Origin of the sequence: Plantibacter sp. LMC-P-059a (assembly GCF_030209505.1) — a bacterium.
Taxonomy (GTDB): Bacteria; Actinomycetota; Actinomycetes; order Actinomycetales; family Microbacteriaceae; genus Plantibacter.
The window spans coordinates 135,342-153,253 of the sequence record NZ_JARVRZ010000004.1; the positions used below are offsets into that span (position 1 = coordinate 135,342).

Annotated in this window: 19 protein-coding genes; 9 read left to right on the forward strand and 10 right to left on the reverse strand. The window is 70.2% G+C overall.

What is annotated here, in order from left to right; translation table 11 throughout:
* Window positions 1-118: 118 nt before the first annotated feature.
* From QRN27_RS10210 to QRN27_RS10225, 4 genes are all read right to left on the reverse strand, one after another.
* Complete coding sequence (locus tag QRN27_RS10210) at window positions 119-2,086, reverse strand: glycoside hydrolase family 127 protein (protein WP_285042151.1); 1,968 nt, start codon at window positions 2,084-2,086, stop codon at window positions 119-121.
* Between the two features lie 2 nt (window positions 2,087-2,088).
* A complete protein-coding gene (locus tag QRN27_RS10215; RefSeq protein ID WP_350224090.1) occupies window positions 2,089-3,012 on the reverse strand; it encodes a carbohydrate ABC transporter permease in 924 nt (307 codons plus the stop codon).
* Between the two features lie 2 nt (window positions 3,013-3,014).
* Window positions 3,015-3,932, reverse strand: coding sequence for a carbohydrate ABC transporter permease (locus tag QRN27_RS10220; protein ID WP_285042152.1), 918 nt, complete (start codon window positions 3,930-3,932; stop codon window positions 3,015-3,017).
* 76 nt (window positions 3,933-4,008) lie between these two features.
* Entirely contained in the window at window positions 4,009-5,304 is a 1,296-nt protein-coding gene (locus tag QRN27_RS10225) for an ABC transporter substrate-binding protein (RefSeq protein WP_056009788.1), read from the reverse strand.
* A 160-nt stretch (window positions 5,305-5,464) separates the two neighbouring features.
* Here QRN27_RS10225 and QRN27_RS10230 point away from each other — a divergent pair, with 160 nt between their 5' ends.
* Entirely contained in the window at window positions 5,465-6,511 is a 1,047-nt protein-coding gene (locus QRN27_RS10230) for a LacI family DNA-binding transcriptional regulator (protein WP_285042153.1), read from the forward strand.
* Window positions 6,512-6,563: 52 nt separating this feature from the next.
* The gene (locus QRN27_RS10235) at window positions 6,564-6,839 is read left to right on the forward strand and encodes a hypothetical protein (RefSeq protein WP_285035509.1); all 276 of its coding nucleotides are present in this window, start codon (window positions 6,564-6,566) and stop codon (window positions 6,837-6,839) included.
* A 27-nt stretch (window positions 6,840-6,866) separates the two neighbouring features.
* Here QRN27_RS10235 and QRN27_RS10240 read toward each other — a convergent pair whose 3' ends face one another.
* Window positions 6,867-7,448 (reverse strand): hypothetical protein, encoded by a 582-nt coding sequence (locus tag QRN27_RS10240; RefSeq protein ID WP_285042154.1) that lies wholly within the window; start codon window positions 7,446-7,448, stop codon window positions 6,867-6,869.
* Between the two features lie 72 nt (window positions 7,449-7,520).
* On the opposite strand from QRN27_RS10240, the gene QRN27_RS10245 reads away from it, so the two are divergent.
* Both QRN27_RS10245 and QRN27_RS10250 read left to right on the forward strand, forming a co-directional pair.
* Window positions 7,521-8,651 carry a hypothetical protein gene (locus QRN27_RS10245; RefSeq protein ID WP_285042155.1) on the forward strand — a complete coding sequence of 377 codons (1,131 nt, stop codon included), beginning with the start codon at window positions 7,521-7,523 and terminating at the stop codon, window positions 8,649-8,651.
* Between the two features lie 99 nt (window positions 8,652-8,750).
* On the forward strand, window positions 8,751-9,434 hold the full coding sequence (locus QRN27_RS10250; RefSeq protein ID WP_285042156.1) for a helix-turn-helix transcriptional regulator: 684 nt from the start codon (window positions 8,751-8,753) through the stop codon (window positions 9,432-9,434).
* Here QRN27_RS10250 and QRN27_RS10255 read toward each other — a convergent pair.
* Window positions 9,410-9,808, reverse strand: coding sequence for a VOC family protein (locus QRN27_RS10255; RefSeq protein ID WP_056009798.1), 399 nt, complete (start codon window positions 9,806-9,808; stop codon window positions 9,410-9,412). The genes QRN27_RS10250 and QRN27_RS10255 overlap by 25 nt on opposite strands.
* An 82-nt stretch (window positions 9,809-9,890) precedes the next feature.
* On the reverse strand, window positions 9,891-10,457 hold the full coding sequence (locus QRN27_RS10260; RefSeq protein ID WP_285042157.1) for a TetR family transcriptional regulator: 567 nt from the start codon (window positions 10,455-10,457) through the stop codon (window positions 9,891-9,893).
* 102 nt (window positions 10,458-10,559) lie between these two features.
* On the opposite strand from QRN27_RS10260, the gene QRN27_RS10265 reads away from it, so the two are divergent.
* Entirely contained in the window at window positions 10,560-11,675 is a 1,116-nt protein-coding gene (locus tag QRN27_RS10265; protein ID WP_285042158.1) for a zinc-binding alcohol dehydrogenase family protein, read from the forward strand.
* A gap of 24 nt (window positions 11,676-11,699) precedes the next feature.
* On the opposite strand, the gene QRN27_RS10270 is transcribed toward QRN27_RS10265, so the two are convergent.
* Window positions 11,700-12,284: an NADPH-dependent FMN reductase gene (locus tag QRN27_RS10270; RefSeq protein ID WP_285042159.1), complete on the reverse strand. Its 585-nt coding sequence runs from the start codon at window positions 12,282-12,284 to the stop codon at window positions 11,700-11,702.
* A gap of 57 nt (window positions 12,285-12,341) precedes the next feature.
* Between QRN27_RS10270 and QRN27_RS18350 the strand changes: the two genes are divergently transcribed.
* Window positions 12,342-13,424, forward strand: a complete 1,083-nt coding sequence (locus QRN27_RS18350; RefSeq protein ID WP_350224091.1) for a GrpB family protein — start codon at window positions 12,342-12,344, stop codon at window positions 13,422-13,424.
* Here the strand turns inward: QRN27_RS18350 and QRN27_RS10285 are convergent.
* Window positions 13,381-14,664, reverse strand: a complete 1,284-nt coding sequence (locus QRN27_RS10285) for a threonine/serine exporter family protein (RefSeq protein ID WP_285042160.1) — start codon at window positions 14,662-14,664, stop codon at window positions 13,381-13,383. The genes QRN27_RS18350 and QRN27_RS10285 overlap by 44 nt on opposite strands.
* A 115-nt stretch (window positions 14,665-14,779) precedes the next feature.
* On the opposite strand from QRN27_RS10285, the gene QRN27_RS10290 reads away from it, so the two are divergent.
* The 3 genes from QRN27_RS10290 (at window position 14,780) to QRN27_RS10300 (ending at window position 16,657) form a co-directional block, all read left to right on the forward strand.
* Window positions 14,780-15,376: a hypothetical protein gene (locus QRN27_RS10290; protein ID WP_285042161.1), complete on the forward strand. Its 597-nt coding sequence runs from the start codon at window positions 14,780-14,782 to the stop codon at window positions 15,374-15,376.
* A 113-nt stretch (window positions 15,377-15,489) separates the two neighbouring features.
* Window positions 15,490-15,702, forward strand: a complete 213-nt coding sequence (locus tag QRN27_RS10295; RefSeq protein ID WP_064295385.1) for a hypervirulence associated TUDOR domain-containing protein — start codon at window positions 15,490-15,492, stop codon at window positions 15,700-15,702.
* A 46-nt stretch (window positions 15,703-15,748) separates the two neighbouring features.
* Window positions 15,749-16,657: a cation diffusion facilitator family transporter gene (locus QRN27_RS10300; protein WP_285042162.1), complete on the forward strand. Its 909-nt coding sequence runs from the start codon at window positions 15,749-15,751 to the stop codon at window positions 16,655-16,657.
* 37 nt (window positions 16,658-16,694) lie between these two features.
* Here the strand turns inward: QRN27_RS10300 and QRN27_RS10305 are convergent, their stop codons facing one another.
* On the reverse strand, window positions 16,695-17,882 hold the full coding sequence (locus QRN27_RS10305; RefSeq protein ID WP_285042163.1) for a uroporphyrinogen decarboxylase/cobalamine-independent methonine synthase family protein: 1,188 nt from the start codon (window positions 17,880-17,882) through the stop codon (window positions 16,695-16,697).
* Window positions 17,883-17,912 lie beyond the last annotated feature (30 nt).

The following is a 17,912-nucleotide window of genomic DNA, read 5'->3' on the forward strand; positions in this document are numbered from 1 at the left end:
GTTTCGGAACACGCCGCGGAAAACGGACGATCAGGCACGCGGAATCGCCCGACACCGCCCCGAAATCCTTGCGATCCGGGGTGATCTCGGGCGATCCGAGTGGCCTGTCGAGCGTCGGTCAGCTCCGCGTCGTGGGGATCCAGACGCGCATGGTCGACGGGCCACGCTCGGCCCACGAGTGGTACGGCGCGATGGTCGCGGTGAACGGCTCGGCGTCGTGTGACGCGTCGAACCGCTCGGCGTAGGGCCAGGCCGCGTCCGCGTCCGGGCGGGCACGGAGCGCGACCGTCAGGCGCCCGTCGCCCGCTTCCTCGACACCGGCGTCCGGGTCGATCTCGATGTGGGCGAGCGACTCGTCGCCTCCCGGCAGATCGACCGACTCGACGCAGTAGACCTCCGGGCCACGCTCGATCGCGACGGCGCCGCGGATGGCGTCGACGCGCGGGTCCGGGTGCGTGACGCGCGGCCGCATGTCGAAGGACAGCTCGACGACGTCGCCCGCGGCGAACACTCGGGCGACGTCGGCGTACCCGGGGGCCACATCCAGCGTCTCGTCCGCGCCGTCCGCCGGAGCGACCGACAGGCGCGCGTCGTCGGCCCAGGACGGCACCCGGATCGAGACGGTCACCGCCTCCCGCGGTGCCTCGAGGATCCGTAGCGAGACGACTCCGGAGCGCGGGTAGTCGGTCACCAGCTCGGCACGGAACCGCCCGCCGTGCGCCCCACCGATGGTCGTGTCGATCGTCGCCGAGGCGAACTGGTGGATCTGCACCCCGTGGTCGTCGCTCGTGGCGACGAAGGCGGCGAGGCTCGCAAGGGTGCGAGCGACGTTCGGTGGGCAGCAGGAGACGTCGAACCAGGGCGCACGTTCGGACGAGGACGCGCGTGGCGACACCTCGTCGGCGGGGCTCGACTCCCCCGGCGTGCGCTGGTGCAGCGTGTTGGCGTAGAAGAACGCGGTGCCCGCGGCCGACGGCGACGTGGCGACGACGTTGTAGAGGACGCGTTCGATGTGGTCGGCGTAGCGGACGTCCCGATCCTCGAGGAGGAGCCGCCAGCTGAACATGATCGACGCGATACCGGCGCAGGTCTCGGAGTACGCGCGGTCGGACGGCAGCTCGAAGTCCTCGCCGAACGCCTCGTCCTGATGGTGCGAGCCCTGCCCGCCGGTCAGGTAGGTGCGGCGCGCGATCGTGCGGTCCCACTGGCCGCGGAGAGCCTCGAGCAGGCCGGTGTCACCGTGCTCGACGGCGATGTCCGTCGCGCCCGCGGCGAGGTAGTTGGCACGGACCGCGTGACCCCGCAGCGCCTCGGCCTCGCGGATCGGGACGTCGTCCTGGAAGTACGCCCGGCCGTATTCGATGTCCGCGAGGACCCCGGTGCCGCGCCGTTCGACGAAGAGCGAGGCGAGGTCGAGGTACCGCGACTCCCCGGTCACCCGGGCGAGCTCCGCGAGACCGACCTCGACCTCGGCGTGCCCGCACACCGACTGGATGCCGTCGGTGCCGAAGACCTCGCAGATGAGGTCCGCGGCGCGCGTCGCGATCCCGAGCAGGCCGTCGTCGGCACCCGGGCTCGTCCGCTCCCGGGCGACCGCCGCCTGGAAGAGGTGACCGAGGCAGTACAGCTCATGACCCCACTCGAGGTCGGACCAGCGCTCACCCTGCCCGGGGCGCCCGAAGCGGGTGTTGACGTAGCCGTCCGCCTCCTGGGCGGCGGCCACGCGGTCGACGACGCTGCGGAACCGCGACTCCAAGGCGTCGTCACCGCCGAGCCGTCCGAGCTCCCACGCGACGGCCTCGAGGTACTTGTAGACCTCCGAGTCGGCGAACTCCCGCCCGCGGCGGCCCTCGGGGAGGGTGCCCGCGGCGGCGAGGTCGAAGTTGCGGAGCCATCCCTCGCGCTCGAGCCAGTGCTCGACGTGCGGCAGGGTCGCGCTGCCGTTCACGCGCTGGCGGTCGGCCCAGAATCCGTCCGTGATCCGGACCTCGTCCAGCCCGAGTGGCGTGAGGGCACCGGTGGTGGGGACGACCGGAGCCATGCCCAGGCCGGTGTGCGTCGACGTGTTGCTGATGGTGGTGCTCATGGTTACCCCTTGAAGGCGCCGGACATGAAGCCGCGCACGTAGTGACGTTGGAGGATGAGGAAGAGGAGGATGCACGGCAGCGCGAGGACGACGACGCCCGCCTCCGTCGCGCCGTAGTCGACGACGCCCTGCACCTGACCGCGCAGGTTCGAGACCGCGAGCGGCAGCGTCATCTTCGCCGAATCGTTGATGAGGATGAGGGGCGCCATGAAGTCGTTCCACGCCGCGAGGAACGCGAACAGTCCGACCGTGATGAGACCCGGCTTCACCGCCGGCACGAGCACCTTCCACAGCACGGTCCACGAGGTGCAGCCGTCGACCATCGCCGCCTCGTCGAGCTCCTTCGGGATCGACTCGAACGCGATGCGCATCATGAAGGTCGAGAACGGCAGCTGGAACATGGTGAGCACGAGCGCCACCCCGACGAGCGAGTTGGAGAGCCCGACCAGGTTGAGCAGCACGTACAGCGGGATGAGCAGCGTGGCGTACGGGACCATGAGGATCGCAATGGTCGCGAGGAACAGGGCGTTCTTGCCGCGGAACTGGAACCTCGCGAACGCATACCCGCCGAAGAGCGAGATGACGAGCGTCAGGATGACGGTGAGCAAGGAGACGAACACCGAGTTGCCGATGTACTGCAGGATGCCGTCCTGGTAGCCGGCGAGCGTGATGTAGTTGCCGAGCCCCCAGCCCTCGGTCTGGTTCGTGCCGGCGAGCGGGGAGACCGAACGCACGGCGGTCCAGACGAGCGGGTAGAGGAAGATCACGGCGAGCGCCGCGGTGAAGATCCAGAACGGCATCCTGATGGCGATGCCGAAGAAGTTCGTGGGCTTGGCCTCGCGCCCGCGAGAGCGAGAGCGTCCGTGTCCGCGGACGTCGGGCATCGTCGAGGTGACGGTGGCCGGTTCCTTCCGGGTGATGGTCATGCTCAGTCCTCGACCTTCTTGCTGAACGCGCGGATCTGCACGATGTTGATGACGATGAGCGCGGCGAGCACGAGGACCGACAGGGCGCCGGCGACGCCGAGGTTGTTGGGGCCTTGGAACGCCACGTTGTAGATGAGCTGGACGACGGTGATCGTGCTGTTGTCCGGGCCGCCCTTGGTGAGGATGTAGAACTGCTCGAACGCGAGCAGGGAACCGGTGACGCACATCACCGTGGTGAGTGCGAGGGTGGGCTTCAGCAGCGGGACGGTGATGTCGCGGAAGGTCTGCCAGCGTGAGGCACCGTCGATGCGGGCCGCCTCGTACACCTCCTCGGGGATCCCCTGGAGGCCGACGAGCATGAGCAGCATGTAGAAGCCGGCGAAGCGCCAGACGATGAGGAACACCGTCGACCAGAGCGCCGCGTCGGGTGTGCCGAGGAACGTGAAGCCCATGGCCTTGGTGAGGTCCGCGAAGGGGCCGGCGATCGGCGAGTACAGCACGTAGAAGAGGAGCGACGCCGAGGCGAGGCCGAGGGCACTCGGGATGAGGAAGGCGGTGCGGAGGAAGCCCTTCCACCGGCTGGACTCCTGCACGAGGAGCGCGAGGCCGAGACCGAGGCCGATGAGGAGGACGGTCGCGATGACCGTGTACTTCAGCGTGAAGACGACCGAGTCGAGGAAGAACCGGTTGTCGATCGCCTTCGGGAAGTTCTCGGGGAAGTTCACACCCTGGTTGCCGCCGAGGAGGGGCCAGTCGGACGCGGCCATCTGGAACACGAGTCCGAGCGGGACGAGGAACAGCAGGATGACGAAGACGGCCGTCGGGAGCGCGAAGAGCCAGCCGGTGCGGGCGTGCGCGGATCGACGTCTCCTGGCACCGACCGAGTCCGTCGGGCCTCGTCTGGCGAGGGTGGTACTCATGGGTGGACCTTTCGAAGCGGGTGGGTGCGGGTGCGCCGTCACAGCGGGGGATGCGACGGCGCACCCGCGGGTCGGACTACTGCGAGAGCACGTCCGTGATCGCGTCACTGTCGGCGTCGACCGTGTCGGTGCCTTCGAGGACCGCGTTCCGCACGAGCGTCAGCCAGGGGCTGGTCGGCGAGTTGAAGGCCTCCTGGAAGTTCAGCGAGTACGGGGTGTCACCCTTGGAGGCGACCTCGTTGATCGTGACCAGTCGCGGGTCCTTGCTCGAGTACTCGTTGTTCGCGAGGTCGGAGCGGGAGACGACGTCGTTGTCCTTCGCGAGGACACCGACCTGGGCGTCCTCGGACATCAGCCAGCTGAGGAAGTTCCACGACTGCGCGGCCTTCTTGGAGTCCTTCGAGACGCCGATGCCGTCGCCACCGACGAAGGTCGAGTCGCCGCCCTTCGGGCCGGGGATGCCGGACACGCCGACGTCGAACGGGGTGGAGGACAGGAGGGTCGCCGGGTACGGCATGACGCCGACCTTGCCCTCGGTGAAGCCGGCGGTCCAGGTGGGCCCGGCCTCGTCCTTCGAGGAGGGGAGCACCGCGCCCGACTTCCACAGGTCGGCCCACGTGCTGTAGACCTCCTTGGCGCCGTCCTCGGCGAGGAGGGACTCGGTGCCGTCCTCGTTCATGACCTGCTCGCCGTCGGCCCAGACGCTCGGGAACCAGGTGAACACGAGGCAGCCGCCGCAGTTGAGCCCGGTGGCGGTGCCGTAGGTATCGGGCTTGTTGAGGGCCTGCACGGCTTTGGCGTCCTCGGCGAACTCGGCCAGGGTCGTCGGGCCCTGCTCGGGGTCGAGGCCGGCCTCCTTGTACAGCTCCTTGTTCCAGAAGAGCATCGAGAGGTCGAGCACGAACGGGAGGACGTGCTCCTTGTCGTCGGAGGTACCGGCGGCCAGGTGGCCCTTGTTGATCTCGTCTTTGAAGTCGAGTCCGTCGATGTTGGCGGTGAGGTCCTGGAAGAGACCCTGCTCGACCCAGTTCGGCACGTAGACGATGTCGGCGGCGAACAGGTCGGGGAGGCTGTCGGAACCGGCTGCCGCGCCGACCTTCGCGACGTAGTCGTCGTTCGGGACGACGGTGAGCTTGACCTGGTTCTCATGCGAGGCGTTGTAGGCCTCGACGAGGAGCTTGGCCTGCTTCTCGAGTGGGGCGCGGGTCCAGAGCGTGAGCTCGGAACCGTCGTCAACACCCTCGGGGCCGGCGCTGGCGAGCGGCGAGCTCCCGCCGCCGCCGGAGGAACAGGCGGCGAGGCCGACGAGGAGGGCGCCCGCGGCGACCACTCCTCCTACCCGCTGCATCCGTCTGGTGTGCGTGCTGCGCATGGTGACTCCTCTGACTCGTCGTTGAGCGGACCGGTCGGGCCCGGCGGTGCGGGGGGAAGTTTCGAAACTCTCGAAACGCCTTTCGGTAAAGCTAGCCTGGGATCACGGTAGCGTCAAGAGTGGGATCCGGTAACGTTTCCGGAACGAGAAGGGGGGCGTCATGACCGATGACGACGCCATGGCCGCAGGCGGGGCCACGAGCGGCAGGGCGGCGACGCTCGGAGACGTCGCCCGCATCGCCGGTGTCTCGATCGCGACGGCCTCGAAGGCCATCAACGGACGCAGCGAGGTCGCACCCAAGACCCGCCAGCGAGTGCTCGACGCCGCGAAGACCGTGTCCTTCACCCCCAACGAACTCGCCCGGAGTCTCATCAACGGCCGCACCGGCACCGTCGGCCTCCTCACGAGCGACCTCGAGGGTCGCTTCGTGATCCCCATCCTCATGGGCGCCGAGGACGCGTTCGGCGCCGGACAGGTGAACGTGTTCCTCTGCGACGCGCGTGGGGACGCGATCCGCGAGCAGCACCACCTGAACGCCCTCCTCACCCGGCGCGTCGACGGCATCATCGTCGTGGGCCGGACGACCGACCCGCGGCCATCGCTCGGCCACAAGCTGCCCGTGCCGGTCGTGTACGCCTACGCACCTTCCGACGACCCGACCGACGTCTCGATCACCCCCGACAACCGCGACGGCGGTCGGCTCGCGGTCGAGCACCTGATCGCCTGCGGGCGGTCCCGCATCGCGATGATCACGGGCGAGCCGCAGTACGCCGCAGCCAGAGACCGCGTGACGGGCGTGCAGAACGCTCTCGCAGCGGCGGGCCTGGAGCTCGTCGGCTCGCCGATGTTCTCGGAGTGGACCGAGCACTGGGGCCGCGATGCCGCGGCCATGCTCCTCGCCCAGCACCCCGAGATCGACGGCATCGTGGCCGGTTCCGACCAGATCGCGCGCGGCGTCCTCGACACCGTCCGCGACCTCGGGCGCGACGTCCCGAGCGACGTCGCGGTCGTCAGCTTCGACAACTGGGAGATCCTGGCCACCAACTCTCGCCCGGAACTGTCGTCGATCGATGCCAACCTGCAACAGCTCGGCCGGCTCGCCGCCACCCGCATCTTCGAGGCGATCGAGGGCACGGAGGTCGCACAGGGTGTCGAGTACCTGCCGGGCCGACTCGTCCTCCGCGGCTCCACGATCCCGAGGCGCTGAGGTTCGACCCGCGGGTGATGCGACAAGCGTCGGACATCGCTACGGTCGAGCCATGAACAGCACCGGTGTCGCCACACTCGTCATCGTCGCGGCCGTCGCGGTCATCATCTTCACGATCACCGTCCAGGCCAGACGGAGGCGTCCTCCCGCATCGAAGCGTCGTGGAGGATCGTCTTCGGATGCCGGAGGACCGTACATCGTGGATGGTGACAACCACCACGGCGGCGGTCACCACGGCAGTGGGCACGACTCGGGCGGCTGGGACGGAGGCGGTGGCGGCGATTCCGGGGGTGGCGGAGACGGGGGTGGCGGCGGCGGAGGCGACTGAACAGTCCGCCACGACCACCTCAGCCCGTCAGCGGCGGCGTCGCTGCTGCTTCGAGCGACCCTTCGGCTTCGGGCGCGACTTGCGCTTCGCCGGTGGGACGACCGCGTTCCCCTCGCCCGAACGCTTCCGGCGCGAGACGTCGACGCCGCCGGCCGGCCCGCCGATCCACATCGGGACCTTGCTCAGCCAACCGGCGACGAAGAACAGTGCTCCGCCGACGACCAGACCGGCGACGCCGATGATCTGCCAGATAGCGTTGTCGAAGACCACCGGCCCCACGGCCTCACCGTCGGTGAACAGTCCGAACCCGTTGTCGAAGACGACGACGAGGATCGTCAGCCAACCCAAGCCGAACACGGTGCCGGCTATCCACCCCCACCGGGAGATCGCCAGGCCGCCGAAGACCGCACCCACGGCCAGCGGCAGGCCGAACGCCACGTACAACACGATGGCGACCCAGGACTCGGCGTCGTCACCGCCGATCGCGGCCCCGATGAGCGCGACGCCGACGAGCAGCACCAGGGATCCGATGAGCGCACCGCTCAGCGTCGAGATGCGCCGACGACTCATGCGGTAGGGGTTGGTGCTGGACGGCTCCCGGTTCGGCATGGATCCATCCTCGACCATGGAAGCCCCGCCGTCCGCCGGACGACGAGCGCGGCATCACGATAGCCTCCCTGCATGGGGGAATCACGAGGCGCCCGCGCGCGCCGGAACGCACGCCGGGCGATCGCCACCGGACTCGGCGCGGTCACAGCCGCCGTCCTGCTCACCGGGTGCGGTTCGAGCGCCGGCGCTGACGCGGCGCGGGCGTCGATCGTGGAGGCCGTCGAGGGCCTGCCCGATGTCGAGGACGTCAGTGGAACGGTCGAGGCGTCGAACGGCGGCGGGCTCGAGACGTACTACAACGCCAGGATCACCGTCGAGATGACCGACGGCGCTCCGCCCGAGTCCTACGCCGACGTCGCGACGGCTGCTGCTCAGGCGACCGACGGCAAGGAATCCGGCGAGGTGATCATCGAGGACGCCGCAGGGGGTTCGGTCCGGTTCGGCACCGGTGCACCGGCGAAGACGATCGATGCGACCGTGACGGCCTGGCGCGACTGGGCGGCCGACACGGATCCGGTCGCGGTCGATTCGATCCGGGTCGAGCTCGTCGCGACATCCGCCGACGGGGATCGACCCGCATCCTCCGACCTCCAGGTCATGTTCGTCTTCGCCGAACCGCTCGCGCCAGCCACCATCGCCGGCTTCGTCGGGGAGTTCCAGGCCGAGCTCCCGGACCCGCTGGCAGCTGCGGAGACCACGCTCGTCCTGAACAACCCCGAGTCGTCCTCCGGAGCCCCTCGGTTCAGTGCGACCGGCCTCCCCGTCCCGCCCGCCGTACTGGAGACCATTGCGGCAATCGAGGGGACGACCGCCGTCCTCGGGCCGCTCGGAGGCTCGGTGGCCGGCATCGACTGGTACGGGGAGCAGCATGGTGGGGGCCTCGACCGGCCCGACGAGCTCCTCCTCGCGGTGGCGTTCCCCGGGGACACGCGACTCGGAGGAGTGCCCCTCGCGGAGCTGCAGGCGAGTCCGCAGTGGGCGGCGTACCAGCAGGTGACGACGCTCGCGAACACCTCGGCGACGGCGATCTCGTTCTCGATGAGCGCCGACAATCCGCGGATCGCCGGCTTCACGGCCCAGCCGTGCGGGAGCGCAGACGACGAGCTGGATCCACCACGCGACCCCAGCGAGGCCGACCAGGCGATCGCCGCCTGGTGGCTGGCTCAGGCACCCGCCTGCCCCGGCGTCGGCCGCCACGAGTGAGCCGCAGACCGATGAGCAGCACCTCGGCACGCTCCGCGGTCCCTGTCCTCGTCCGAATCCTCGTCGACACGATCGGACGCCGATTGAGAGACTGATCCGGTGTACTCCGAGCATCTGTTCACCCACGGCGAGGCTCTGTGGCGCTCGATCGGGAGCGCCGGGGGCGCCACGGTTCCGGCTGACGGCTGTGTCGACGTGATCCTCCGCGACGGCCGGGTCGAGGTGGCCGGACCGTCCACACGGTGGCTCGCCACCGGTCGCGACGGGGCCACCGGGTCGTTCGGATTCAGGATGCAGCCCGGTCGGGCCAGGCTCCTGCTCGGCATCGACCTCGCAGCGATCGCGGATCAGCTCGTGCCGCTCGACGACGTCACCGATCGTCGGACCGCGGCACGGTTGCGCGAGGCGATGATCCCGCTCGAAGCCGGGCCCGCCCCGGTCGGCACACTCGAGGCGTTCGCCGTCCAGCTTGCGGCGTCGAGTCGCTGGTCGGACGCCATCCGCCGAGCGGCGTCCGAGGCGGCTCCGGCGCGAGACATCGCCAGCACGATGAGCGGATCTGAACGCTCCTTCCGGCGTCAGATGCTCGTCACGTTCGGGTACGGCTACGCCACCCTCGTGCGCCTGGAACGGTCTCGACGAGCTCGGACGCTGCTCCGCTCGGGTATGCCCATCGCCGATGTCGCCGCCGAGGCAGGATATGCGGATCAACCCCACCTCTCCCGCGAGTTCCGCCGGCTCGTCGGCTCGAGCCCCGCTCAGTTCGTGTCGAGCGCGGCGTAGAGGTCGACGGAGTTCCCGTCCGGATCGAGCAACGTCGCATACCGCTGTCCCCACACGGCGTCCCAGGGCTCGACGTGCCCGGCGTATCCGGCATCGACGAGAGCGGCGAAGGTGGCGTCGACGGTCGCTGGACTCCCTTGGTCGAAGGCGAGCGCGATCCGGTGGCCACCAGTTGCCGGGGTGAAGGAGGGGTCGAAGCCGCGGATCGTCGCGACCGTGTCCCAGGCGAGCGTCACGCCGCCGTCGAGGACGGCGTCTACATGGGGAGCGTCGTCCTGGTCCGGCCCGACGGGCACACCCAGGGTGCGGTAGAAGGCGAGCGAGGCCGCCATGTCATTGGTCACGATGCCGATGAAGCCGAGTTTCAGTGTCATGCATCCACCGTACGAGCGGGCGACGGCGGGGTCGTGAACAGAACGGCCAAGCTGCGCTCGCCACTGGCCCCGATCTCCTCGGTCAGCGCCCAGCCAGATCCCCGAGGCGCTGGCGCATCGTGCGGAGGACGTCGATGAGGAGTACGTCGTCCGGGCCGGCCAACCACTGCTCGAGGGCGGCGTCGAAGAGGGCGGAGCCGATGGATGCGGCGAGCGCCGCGTCGGCCGGAGTGACCCCGCTGCCCACCAGTGCGTCGCGCATGGCGTCGGAGAGCACGGCGGACTTCAACCGTTCCCGCTCGCGCAGCTGCGGTTCCGAGCGGATGATCGTCCGACGGGCGGCGATGTCGTCCCGCCAGCGTTGCAGCTCACCGGCCGCGACCGTCTCGAGGCCCGACATCACGAGCGCGAGCGGGTCGAGCCCGGGCGGCGCCATCGCGACCAGCCGACCGACGACCGACGGCAGCTCCCGTTCGCGGAGAAACAGGACGTCGCGCTTGTCGGCGAAGTGCCGGAAGAAGGTGCGCGTCGTGAGGCCGGCGGCTTCGGCGATCTCCGGGACCGTCGTCGCCGAGAAGCCGCGCTCGGCGAAGAGCTCCATCGCAGCGCTCTCGAGTCGGAGAGCCGCATCGGGTGCCCAGCGTGCCATGCGATCAGGCTAGCGGATGACACGACGTGTCGTCAGGTGTACAGTGATGGCACGACATGTCATCGACTGGATGCCGGTCGTCCCGATCCCCTTGGAGTCCGCATGTCGACGAACACCGCAGCCTGGCTGCCAGCACACCGCGCAGACCTCGTCGTCGGTCCCGCCGCGATGCACGAGCCCGGCCCGGGAGAGGTCCTCCTCCGGAACCGCGCGGTCGCCGTGAACCCGCTCGACGAGGTGAAGCAGTGGACCGGGAACCTCATGTACCGCTGGCTCCCCAGCCCCGCCGTGCTCGGCGAGGACGTCGCCGGCGAAGTCGTCGCCATCGGGCAGGGTGTCCATCGCTTCGCGGTCGGCGACCGGGTCGTCGCCTACGCCGTCGGCATGGAACGCGGCCGACGCCACGAGGCCGAGGGCGGGTTCCAGCAGTACACGGTCGTCCGAGCCGACCTCGCAGCCCCCATCCCGGCGGACCTCCGCGACGAGGACGCCGTCGTCCTCCCACTCGCGATCTCCACCGCAGCGACCGCCCTCTTCCAGGCCGACCACCTGGCGCTCCCCCACCCCTCCGAGCACCCCGTCCCGACGGGGACGACCGTCGTCGTGTGGGGAGGCGCCACGAGCGTCGGGAGCAACGCCATCCAGCTCGCCGTCGCGTCCGGCCACCGCGTCGCCACGACCGCGTCGCCCCACAACCACGACCGGATGCGCGCCCTCGGGGCCGAGATCGTTCTCGACTACCGCAGCCCGACCGTCGTGGCCGACCTCATCGATGCCCTGGCCGGCTCGGACGTCGCCGGCGTCCTGGCCGTCGGCACCGGCTCGGCGGAACCGTCGGTCGCCGTCGCCGCGGCGACCGGCGCCCGACGCGTCGCGCTCGCCAGCCCCTCGGTGTCCTTCGGCTCCCTACCGCGTCGTGGCGGCCCGAGCCTGGCGTTCGTGCGCACCATGAGCCGGCTGGTGGCGGCGAACGTCGCCCTCCAGCTCCGCGCACGCCGGGCCGGTGTCACCGCTCGCTACGTCTGGGGAAGCTCGCTCATGACCAACGAGGTCGGCCCGATGCTCTGGGAGGACTACCTGCCCAGCGCACTCGCCGCGGGCCGGCACGTCTGCGCACCCGCGCCGGAGGTGGTCGGCGAGGGCCTCGAGGCGATCCAGCCCGCCCTCGACCGCGTCCGCGCCGGGGTCTCGGCGCGGAAGCTCGTCGTCCGCCTCTGAGACGTCCGGCTCCGAGGCGCGAGCTCACACCTCCCAGACGGAGCGGTACGTCCGCGCGGCCAGGAGGCCCGAGAGCTCCGCGTGCACGGTCATCGTCTTGGCGAGCCGCTCGGCGCGGTCCACCCGCAGCACCTCGGGTCGTTCCCAGTCCCGCTCGGACAGGTAGGCGGTGTACGGGTTGATCACGCACTTGAAGTCCAGCATGAGCGACTGCCCGAGCGTGCCGGTCGCCATGAAGCTGTGCGGCAGGCCCGCGGCGCAGACGAAGGTCACGACCTTGTCGAACCAGGCGGCGACCCTGCCGTCCTCGCCGGTCGCGCCCGTCGCCTCGATGAGCGACTTCACGGTGGCCGCCGGAGCCCAGTTGGAGATCGGGAACGCGAGGACGACACCGTCCGCGGCGGAGATGACGTCGTGCAGCCGACGGAAGACGGGGCTGTCGAAGACCTGGTCGTTGTCGAAGGCGGGCAGCTCCAGCTCGGCCAGATCGATGACGGACGACTCATGGCCCTGGTCGCGGAGCAGCCCGCTGCTCATCGACGCGAGGGTCCGGCTGCGACTCGCCGGATCGAGGCTGCAGGAGATCACGGGCAGGTTCAGGGCGGCCATCCGTCTACGCTAACCCGGCACCCGGCGGGAATCCGCGGCGGCGTGCGAAGGTGGAGCATGCTCTCGCCGCAATCACTCCCCGAAGCCGACCGCCGTCTCGTCGCCGCTTGGGCCGCCGATTGCGCCGAACGGGTCCTGCCGCTCTTCGAGACGGAGGCGCCGGACGACGACCGTCCGCGTGACGCCATCGCGCGGGCACGGGCCTTCTCGGCCGGCGAGCTCGACGCGGCCGGGGAGATCCGCCGACGGTTCGTCGCGAACCGCGCCTCGCAGGTGGTCACCGCACCCGCGGCGAAGGCCGCCGCCTGGTCGGCCGGACAGGCGGCCGGCGTCGCCCACATGGGCGCGCACGCGCTGGGCGCCGCCGCCTACGCCGCGAAGGCCGCCGAGCTGGACCACCCCGGCGCCGGTGCGACCGAGATCGTCTGGCAGCTCGAGCACGCGAGCGGCCCGGTCCGGTCGGCCCTCCGTCTCCTCCCCCTGCTCGGCACGGACCCGTCGGGCCCGCTCGGTTCCGGGTTGTTGGCCTCGGGCGTCCTCGGCGCGAACATCCGTACGCTCCAGGACGGCCTGCACCGACGCCCTCGACGCCCGGACGTCACGGCGCTCGAACTCGTCGGTGGCACCGAGCCGGTCCGGGTCGAACTGCACGACGCCGACCCGCACTGGCCCGATCGGTACCGTGAGCACCGGCAGCGCATCCTCGACGCCCTCGGGGCCGACGCCGTGGCGATCGAGCACATCGGCTCGACCTCGGTGCCCGGACTCGCCGCGAAGCCGATCGTCGACATCGTGGTCGCCGTGGAGGACATCACGGCGGAGGAGGACTCCCTCGACCCGCTGCTGGCCGCGGGCTACGTGCTGCGCGTCCGTGAACCGCGCCATCGGATGGTCCGGACGCCGGAGCGCGACGTCCACGTGCACCTCTACGAACAGGGCGCGCCGGAGATCGACGAGTACCTGCTCCTCCGCGACCACCTGCGCTCCAACGCCGACGACCGCGCGCTGTACGAGCGCACCAAGCGGGAGCTGCTCAGCCGGTCGTGGGACGACATGAACGACTACGCCGACGCGAAGACCGAGGTCATCCTCGCGATCAAGGCGCGGGCGCGGCGGACCGGGGACGCACCGGCGGGATGACGACCCCGGTCACGACCGCAGCCGTCTTGACGCCGACGCAGAGGCTGATGAAGACCGTGAGCGCCGCCGTGACCGCCGAGCCCTCGAGCGTCGCGAGGGAGACGAGCCCCACGGTGCCCGGCACGAGCATGAGCAGCGCCGGCTGGAACGTGACGTTGGACGGCACGGCCGCCGAGTACCGCTCGACGATGCGCGCGACGACGAACACGAGCCCGGCGGTGAGCCCCGTCGCGACCGCGTTCCCCACGAGCGGGGCGAACAGGACGATGCCCGCATAGGTCAGCGCCATCACGCAGATCGTCAGCAGCGTCAGGGAGCGACCGGAACCGAACGCGATCCCGATGCCGGCCGCGAGCATCACCACCCCGATCCAGGTGAACCAGAGCGGCGGGATCGCCTCCCAACCGACGAGGTCCGTGGTGCCGCGGCCGAGTTGGCCGACGAGCGCCGTGGAGTCGGGGTCGATCGACAGGCCGGTGAGCAGCGCCCCGGCCGAGATGCCGGCCGCCATGAAGGCGAGGACGATCAACCCGTACATGAGGCGTGCTGAACCCGTCACGATGTCGGTCGCGGTCAGTTCCAGCAGGGCGTTCGTGATGAGCGCCCCGGGCACGAGGATCGCGATGGGCGCGCAGACGGCGAACAGCGGCACGGGGCCGAGGTCCATCGCCGACGCGAGTGTGCCGACGAGCGTCGTCGACACGAACGCCGTCACGAACGGGGCGATCGCGACCGCTCCCCGCCACCGCGCCAGCAGGGTGATGACGAGGCCGACGAACGCGCCGACGAGCATGGACGCGACGATCGCCCACCACGGGCAGCGGAACAGCAGGGCGAGCCCACCCGCGAGCAGCAGATTCCCGATCACCCAGTGCATCGAGGCGTGGGGTCGGGGCGTCTCCCGGATCGACTGGACCCGAGCCGGCAGGTCGCCCACCGGCCAGTGCCCGAGCTCGAGTTCGCGCATGAGCCGGTTCGCCCGGGCCGCGCCGCGGAACGACAGCTCGCCGTGCGTGTTGCCGACGGCGAGCACCGCGCCGGTGTGCACGTCGTTGACGATGATGAGCTGCGGCAGCACCGAGAAAGCGAGGCCCTCGTCGCCCGATGCGGCCGTGGCGCGTTCCAGGGAGTCGCGGACGTCGGTGACGGAGGTGCCCGCGTCGAGGAGCAGGCAGCCGAGCGCACTGTAGGCGTGCGCAGCGGTCCTGCGGTGTTCCTCGGTGGTGGTGGCGTCACTCATCCCGCCAACGCTACGCGAGATGGGGAGGTGTCCCCATCGCGGCGACGCCACCGCGCTCGCTACCGTTGATCGAGTGGTCCGGGGGTCGGGCCGCGATGAGACGGTGGGGGCGGCAATGCGCAGGTTCGGGACGGCAGCGATCGCGGGGGCCGCCATGATGATGGCGTTGACGGGATGCGCAGGGGGCGCCGATGACGCAGGCGACTCGGGCGACAACGCCGCGTTCGCGAAGGAGGCCTGCACGGGCTGGAGCGAGATGCTCGCCGCGGACGACGCCGACAACGACGTCCTCAGCTCGCTTATGGACGTCCGCAGTGCGGACCGCACGGCGGAGGACGGCCCGGTCCAGAAGCAGGCGATCCTCGACGCCGCGAACGCGCACGTGGCCACCATCCAGGCCGCACGGGACGCCGTCGCCGACAACCCGCCCGCGGGCGAGGACGCGAAGGCGATCGTCAAAGCCTTCACCGACCACTACGACGCCCGCATCGAGATCGCCGAAGCGCGCATCGCCGAGTTCGAGGAGTTCCCCACCGTCCTGGAACGCAACTACGACCAGGTCATCACGGAGTCGCAGGAGGTCCTGAAGGACATCGGCGAGTACGGCGACGGCCAGCCCGACGGGTTCCCGTTCGGCGACATCGAGGACCAGAAGGTCATCACGGCCCTCGACGAGGAGAGCAGCTGCGAGGACGTCATCAACGTCTTCTAGGACTCGGCCTCGACCTCGGACCGATCGGGGCGCAAGCCCTTGTCGGCCCGTCAGCCGTCCTGGCATCGTCGTCGACACGTCGCGCGTGCGGCGCCTGGCGACGAGGAGGCAGCATGGCGGACGTACGAGTGGGTGACCGGGTGTCGTGGGGCACCTCGCAGGGTCGGACGCAGGGGAAGGTCGTCGAGCGGAAGACCGCCGACTTCCAGTTCGACGGCCAGCACTTCACGGCGTCGAAGGACGAGCCCGCGTTCATCGTGGAGTCGGAGAAGACGGGTGCGAAGGCCGCTCACAAGGGATCGGCGCTGCGCGTCCTGAAGTCCTAGGCGTCCCTCGCGCACACGGCGGCCCGGCTGGGCGTAGCGTTGCCCCATGACCGTCGTGATCGCCTTCCTGGCCAACGTCATCGTCGCCATCGCGAAGTCCATCGTCGCCGCACTGACCGGCTCGGCGTCGATGCTCGCGGAGGCGGCACACTCGTGGGCCGACGCGGGGAACGAGATCTTCCTGCTCATCGCCGACAAACGCGCCGACAAACAGCGGGACGCCGCCCACCCGCTCGGCTACGGCCGCGACGCTTACATCTTCTCGCTCTTCGCGGCCTTCGGGATCTTCACCGTCGGCGCCGTCGTCTCGATCCAGCACGGCATCCAGAGCCTCACCGCTCCGGAGGCGATGGAGAATTACGCCCTCAGCTACCTCGTGCTCGGCGTCGCCTTCCTCCTGGAGGGCTTCTCGTTCACGCAGTCGATCCTCGAGGGCCGTCGCACGGCGAAGAAGTACGGCCGCGGGTTCTTCGACTACATCGTGAACGGGTCCAACACGACGCTCCGCTCGGTCTTCTTCGAGGACTCCGCGGCACTCCTCGGCCTCATCATCGCCGGCGCCGGCATCGGCCTCCACCAGGTGACCGGCGACCCGGTCTGGGACGCCATCGGCTCGATCGCGATCGGCGTGCTGCTCGGCGGGGTCGCGCTCCTGCTCATCAACCGCAACCGTCGCTACCTCCTCGGGGCCTCCCCGAGCCCGGCGTATCGGGCGCAGACGATCAGCGCGCTCCTGGCGCACCCCGAGATCGAGCGAGTGACGGCGCTATACCTCGAGTTCAGCGGCCCGGAACGGCTCTTCCTCGTCGCCTCGGTCGACCTCGTCGGCGACGACCGGGAGAACGACGTCGCGCGGCAGCTCCGCCGACTGGAGGGCGACCTCGAGCAGGACGCCCTCATCGGCAAGGCCGTGCTCACGCTCTCGGTCAGCGACGAAACGTCGATAACCACGTGAGCGCCCGCGCCCTCGCCCACGTCGGATCGGCGACGGGTCAGGCGCCGAACAACCGCTTCGATGCGATCTCAGCACCCTCAACGAGCACGCCGAGCTTCGCCCAGGCCACGTCCGTCGCGACGAACTCGTAGCTCGCGAACGTCGAGAGACCGCAGTCGGTTCCGGCGATCACGCGCGTCGGATCACCGACCGCCTCCGCGACCTCGACGATGCGGTTCGCCACGACCTGCGGGTGCTCCAGGTAGTTGGTGGTGACGTCGATGACGCCCGGGATGAGCAGCGCCCCCTCGGGCAATGGGTGCTCGCGGAACGCGGGGGCCTCGTGCTGGTGCCGCGGGTTGCCGAGCGGGATGCTGAACGCACCGACGTTCGCCCGGTACAGGTGTGGGAGGAGCACGTCGACGGGGACGTCGTCCTGGTGCGGACCCTGCCAGTTGCCCCAACAGACGTGCAGCCGGACCTGCTCGCGAGGGATGTTCCGGATGGCGTGGTTGAGGGCGCCGATGTGGAGGTCCACCGCCGCGAGGAACTCCTCGAGCGTCGCATCGCCGAACTGGATGACCCGCTCCATGGCGAGGTCCGGGGCGTCGAGCTGCAGGACGTGGCCTCGAGCGGCGATCGCCTCGTACTCGACCCGCAGTTCCTCGGCGAGCGCGAAGACGTACGCCCGGTCGTCGCCGTAGTGCGGGTTCGCCGCGTCGAGGAGCAGGGTGGTCGAGACGATCCCGGGCGTCGCCGCGGAGAAGAAGGTACCGGCGGGCACCCGCCCCTGGGCTGCCTGCACGGCGAGCTCCCGGTCGAAGCCGTCGAGGTCGGCGGTGATGCCGGACAGCGTCGGGTCGTAGGTGAGCAGTCCCTGCGCCATCGGCGGATCCCAGACGCGCGCGACGTCGGCGCCCTCGACGATCTGCTTGGCCTGGAAGGCGGCGTAGTCGGGGAACGCCAGGGAGTCGAGCGTCGGCTTCCGGTGCCCTGCGCCGCCGAATCCCTCGATGCGTTCGAGGACGTAGGTCGAGAACCCGACGCGCGGGACCTCACCGTCGTTGATGAGGTCGAGGCCTGTCGCGAGCTGGGCGGCGACCGTAGCGGCCACCGCATCCGCCGCGACCTCCTCCAGCTCCGCGACGTCGAACGCGCGCCGCTGGTCCCGGGCGACGAGCAACCGGGTCAACTCGGGCGTGCGCGGCAGACTCCCCGCATGAGTGGTCAGGATGCGATCGGTCATGCGTGAGCTCCTCGATGCTTGGCGCGGCTG